Annotated in this window: 3 protein-coding genes and 1 tRNA gene; 2 read left to right on the top strand and 2 right to left on the bottom strand. The window is 38.2% G+C overall.

Annotated elements, in window-relative coordinates; all coding sequences use genetic code 11:
• Nucleotides 1–26 precede the first annotated feature (26 nt).
• Nucleotides 27–542, top strand: a complete 516-nt coding sequence (locus LG372_RS09695; protein WP_225742710.1) for a DUF308 domain-containing protein — start codon at nt 27–29, stop codon at nt 540–542.
• Nucleotides 543–604: 62 nt separating this feature from the next.
• Nucleotides 605–677, top strand: a tRNA-Lys gene (locus tag LG372_RS09690).
• 140 nt (nt 678–817) lie between these two features.
• Here the strand turns inward: LG372_RS09690 and LG372_RS09685 are convergent.
• Nucleotides 818–1,906, bottom strand: a complete 1,089-nt coding sequence (locus LG372_RS09685) for an AI-2E family transporter (protein WP_004193676.1) — start codon at nt 1,904–1,906, stop codon at nt 818–820.
• Nucleotides 1,907–1,915: 9 nt separating this feature from the next.
• The gene (locus LG372_RS09680; RefSeq protein ID WP_020900385.1) at nt 1,916–3,205 is read right to left on the bottom strand and encodes a membrane protein; all 1,290 of its coding nucleotides are present in this window, start codon (nt 3,203–3,205) and stop codon (nt 1,916–1,918) included.
• Between the last annotated feature and the right edge of the window lie 279 nt (nt 3,206–3,484).

The following is a 3,484-nucleotide window of genomic DNA, read 5'->3' as shown; positions in this document are numbered from 1 at the left end:
ATACTATATAACAGGATGGTATTGAAATGAAATTTTCTAATCGTTTATCGCTATTCCTTGCAGGAGTTATTTTTGTCCTTTTAGCACTCTTTCTATTTACAGACCCAGTAGCTAATCTTGTTGCTTACAGCTGGTGGATTGCATTTGGTTTACTGGTTGCTTCTATAGCAGCTATTTTAGGCTATTTCTCTGTACCAAAAGTGCTTCGCTCACCAGCTCATCTTTTCCAAGGGATTGTTAATCTTCTCTTAGCTCTTTACCTCGTTGCCTATGGCTTTGTGACGCTGCCAGTTGTCATTCCAACTATTTTAGGAATTTGGTTAATTGTAGAAGCCATTATAGTTTTCTTTAAAGGCAATCGTCTGGGATTGATTTTCCCTATTATTGGCAACCATATCATGTGGATAGCGTTGCTTGCATTTTTACTAGGTCTAGTGATTTTGTTCAATCCAGTAGCTACAAGTGTCTTTGTCGTTTATGTCGTTGCCTTTGCATTATTAATTGTTGGTTTCACCTATATCCTTGATGCCTTTCGTAAATAATCTAGCTGCCATTTTGGGCATATTAAAATAGCTGGGAAGTTACATTCTCAGCTTTTTCTGTTGCCTCCTTAGCTCAGTTGGTAGAGCAGTAGACTCTTAAGCTATGGGGCGCAGGTTCGAGCCCTGCAGGGGGCACATCTAAATCAACAGAAATAAGCCTTGAAACCAAGGCTTTTTTTAACGTCTAATAGCTTTTTGTAGAAAAGTATTTAAAAATAAAAGAGAAGAGAATCTCTCACTCTCTTCTCAGTATATCTTATTAAATTTAGTTTTTCTTAATCTACCTGATTTTCCTTTGCAACGACAAATTCTTTAACCAGTCGATAGATAACAGCAAATACGGGGGTAAAGAATATCATTCCAAGTAGTCCGAAAAGATTCCCTCCGATACTAGCAGCCGCAAGCGTGAAAATAGCTGGCAAACCAATAGACTGACCTACAACTCTAGGATAAATAAGGTTTCCTTCAATCAGCTGTATAACTTGATATAGAAGAAGAGAAAGTAAGGCTTGAGTAGGACTCACTGTGAAGATAAAAATCGCTCCCACAACACAAGCAATCATAGGCCCTACATAAGGAATGAACGATAGCACTCCTGCAAAGATACCTGTCATTACTCCATAGGGTATCCCAAACACGCTGTAACCAACCGCTATCATAACTCCTATGATAACTGCTTCAATCAGCTGACTCATCAAAAATTGGTCATAAGTCTCTAGTGCTACTTGTCCAATGTAAGTCAACTTTATCACCACCTTCTCTGGAAGAAAAACTTTTAGAAGTCGACTCGTCATCGCTGCCAAATGTTCCTTACTGGATAAAAATAAAAAGGTGAAGACTATAATCAAAAAGGCATTCATCAAACTTGAAAAAATATTGCCGATATTACTAGTCAGACCTGATAAAAAACCTATCAAAGCTTGGCTAATAGAACTAGATTGTCCCTGTATGCCTGATACGATAGTTGACAACATGTCTTTGGTTACAAATTCCGAGCTGCCTAGCAATTTCCCAAGTTGAGTCAGGACTGTTGAAAGGACTGTTCCCAGCTGACTAATAGTCTGGGCTAGGGTTGGCAGCACCAAAACCAAAAGAGCAATCACGATTAAGATAAGAGCTAGGAAAACAAGTACCATGGCAATCGGACGACGCAACTCTGCCTTTACCTTCAATTTAACTAAGTACTGTTCAATTTTTTTCATAGGAACATTAAGAACAAAAGCAATAACAGCACCATAAATCAAGGTTGATATTACATCAAAGAGAGAGATTGCTCCTGATATAAAGCTCGATGCATTCAGAATTACAAGAGCAACCAGCCCTATAAAAAGTATTAACGGGGTGTATTTTTTTACTAAGTTCATAAATTCTCCTTAATAAACATGTTTAGATACGACTATACTATTTGGTTTTTCAAACTCTCGATTAAGGTAGGCTTGGTAAGTTCCTGGAGCGATAAATCCTTTGGGTGAGAGGATATCGGTGCCAGCCTGACCGACTATGGTATCAGCCAAGAGCACACAGTTTGTAGATAAGACAAAGTAGGATTTAAACTTAGATTTGATAAATTTATAAAGTTCCCCATCTGTCTCATGTCTGATTTTATAAGCGTAGGTGTAGTCTTCCTTACCATCACCTGTCATGATTTTATCTGCACTTGGCTCCCATGGAATCGTCAGTTGTTTCAATTCAGCCAACTTTTTCTGAACTGCTTTTTCCATTTCAGGCGTCAAATCTATCCCATAACCAAAAAGCGTTTTTTGACTCTCACGTTTACATAGGTCAATGTACTTGTCACGATCACAGAAATATAAGACACCATCTCCTACCATGCCAAATAAGGTCTCAGAAGACGGATCATAGTTGCCATAAGAAATAACACGGCCTTGATAGCAGATATCCACATGACCAATTGCCGAAAACAGAGAGGTCTCAGCTGTATGAACAAAAATTTCAAGCTCCGCTGTCTTACCAGACTTCACCATTCCAAGATGGATATCTTCTTCCTCATCAGCATTTTCCAGCATAAATTTGTTAACTTTTGCTAAAGTTCTTGCAGGGATGAGAGCGGCTAGGACAATAGGTAAGCTAATTCTAATACGACGTTTGAGATGGTTTTTCCCAATTTCCCCCTCAAACAAGAAACCATCACGGATATTGGACACACCATAAAGGAAAAAATAAGCCCCTAATACAAAGAGTTGAAAGACAGAATTTCCTGTAGAGGACAAAAGACTAGTCCCACCAAGAAAAACTAGTACGAGTCCATCTAGTAAGAGACGAAAACGAGGTCGAATTTTGTTTTTGCGGTAGAGAACATAGGTGACAAGGTTAATACTAGCATGAAAAATCTGATAAACTCCAATCACAAGAGCCAAAATATAAATCGGCACATCCGTCGCAAGATTGGAGCCAAGCAAATATCCCAGCACTAACAATTTAACCAGTGCAACTCCCAAGGTGTCCGTTGACTGACTTTTTTTGAAAATACGTAATACTAAATCTAAGACCGTTGCTATCCAAGCTAAAAACAGAACCAGTCGAATAACCTTTACTGGCAACCAAGTCCCCGTGACCATCAAGATGAGACCTAGCAGAACAAACAAGAACCCCTGAGCAAGTAATTTCTTACCTGTCAGACCTAAAGATAGAATTTTCGCCATATAAAAACCTTTCAACAATAAAAATTAAACACTCCGATTAAACTGACTAGTAAATAGCCAACACTACAAACAGCCTGTGCCAGCAACATATGGTGACTAGAAATGACTGTAGTAATGTCACCATCTTGTCTTATGCACTTCTAAAATTTGTTATATTGATTAGAAACCAGAGCTTATAAAAACTAGCTAAACTCGAGAGATAGACACAATTGCGACGAAAAAATGTATAACCAATTCAACTTGTTAAGGTAAGAAAGCATTATTTCCAATCTATTAATT

The sequence above is a fragment of the Streptococcus sp. Marseille-Q5112 genome (genome assembly GCF_916700555.1).
Classification (GTDB): Bacteria; Bacillota; Bacilli; order Lactobacillales; family Streptococcaceae; genus Streptococcus; species Streptococcus symci.
This window is presented reverse-complemented; position numbering and strand designations above follow the sequence as displayed.

Coding starts and splice junctions, on each gene's coding strand:
- LG372_RS09695 (WP_225742710.1), top strand. CDS start 27: ATGAAATTTTCTAATCGTTTATCGCTATTCCTTGCAGGAGTTATTTTT.
- LG372_RS09685 (WP_004193676.1), bottom strand. CDS start 1,906: ATGAACTTAGTAAAAAAATACACCCCGTTAATACTTTTTATAGGGCTG.
- LG372_RS09680 (WP_020900385.1), bottom strand. CDS start 3,205: ATGGCGAAAATTCTATCTTTAGGTCTGACAGGTAAGAAATTACTTGCT.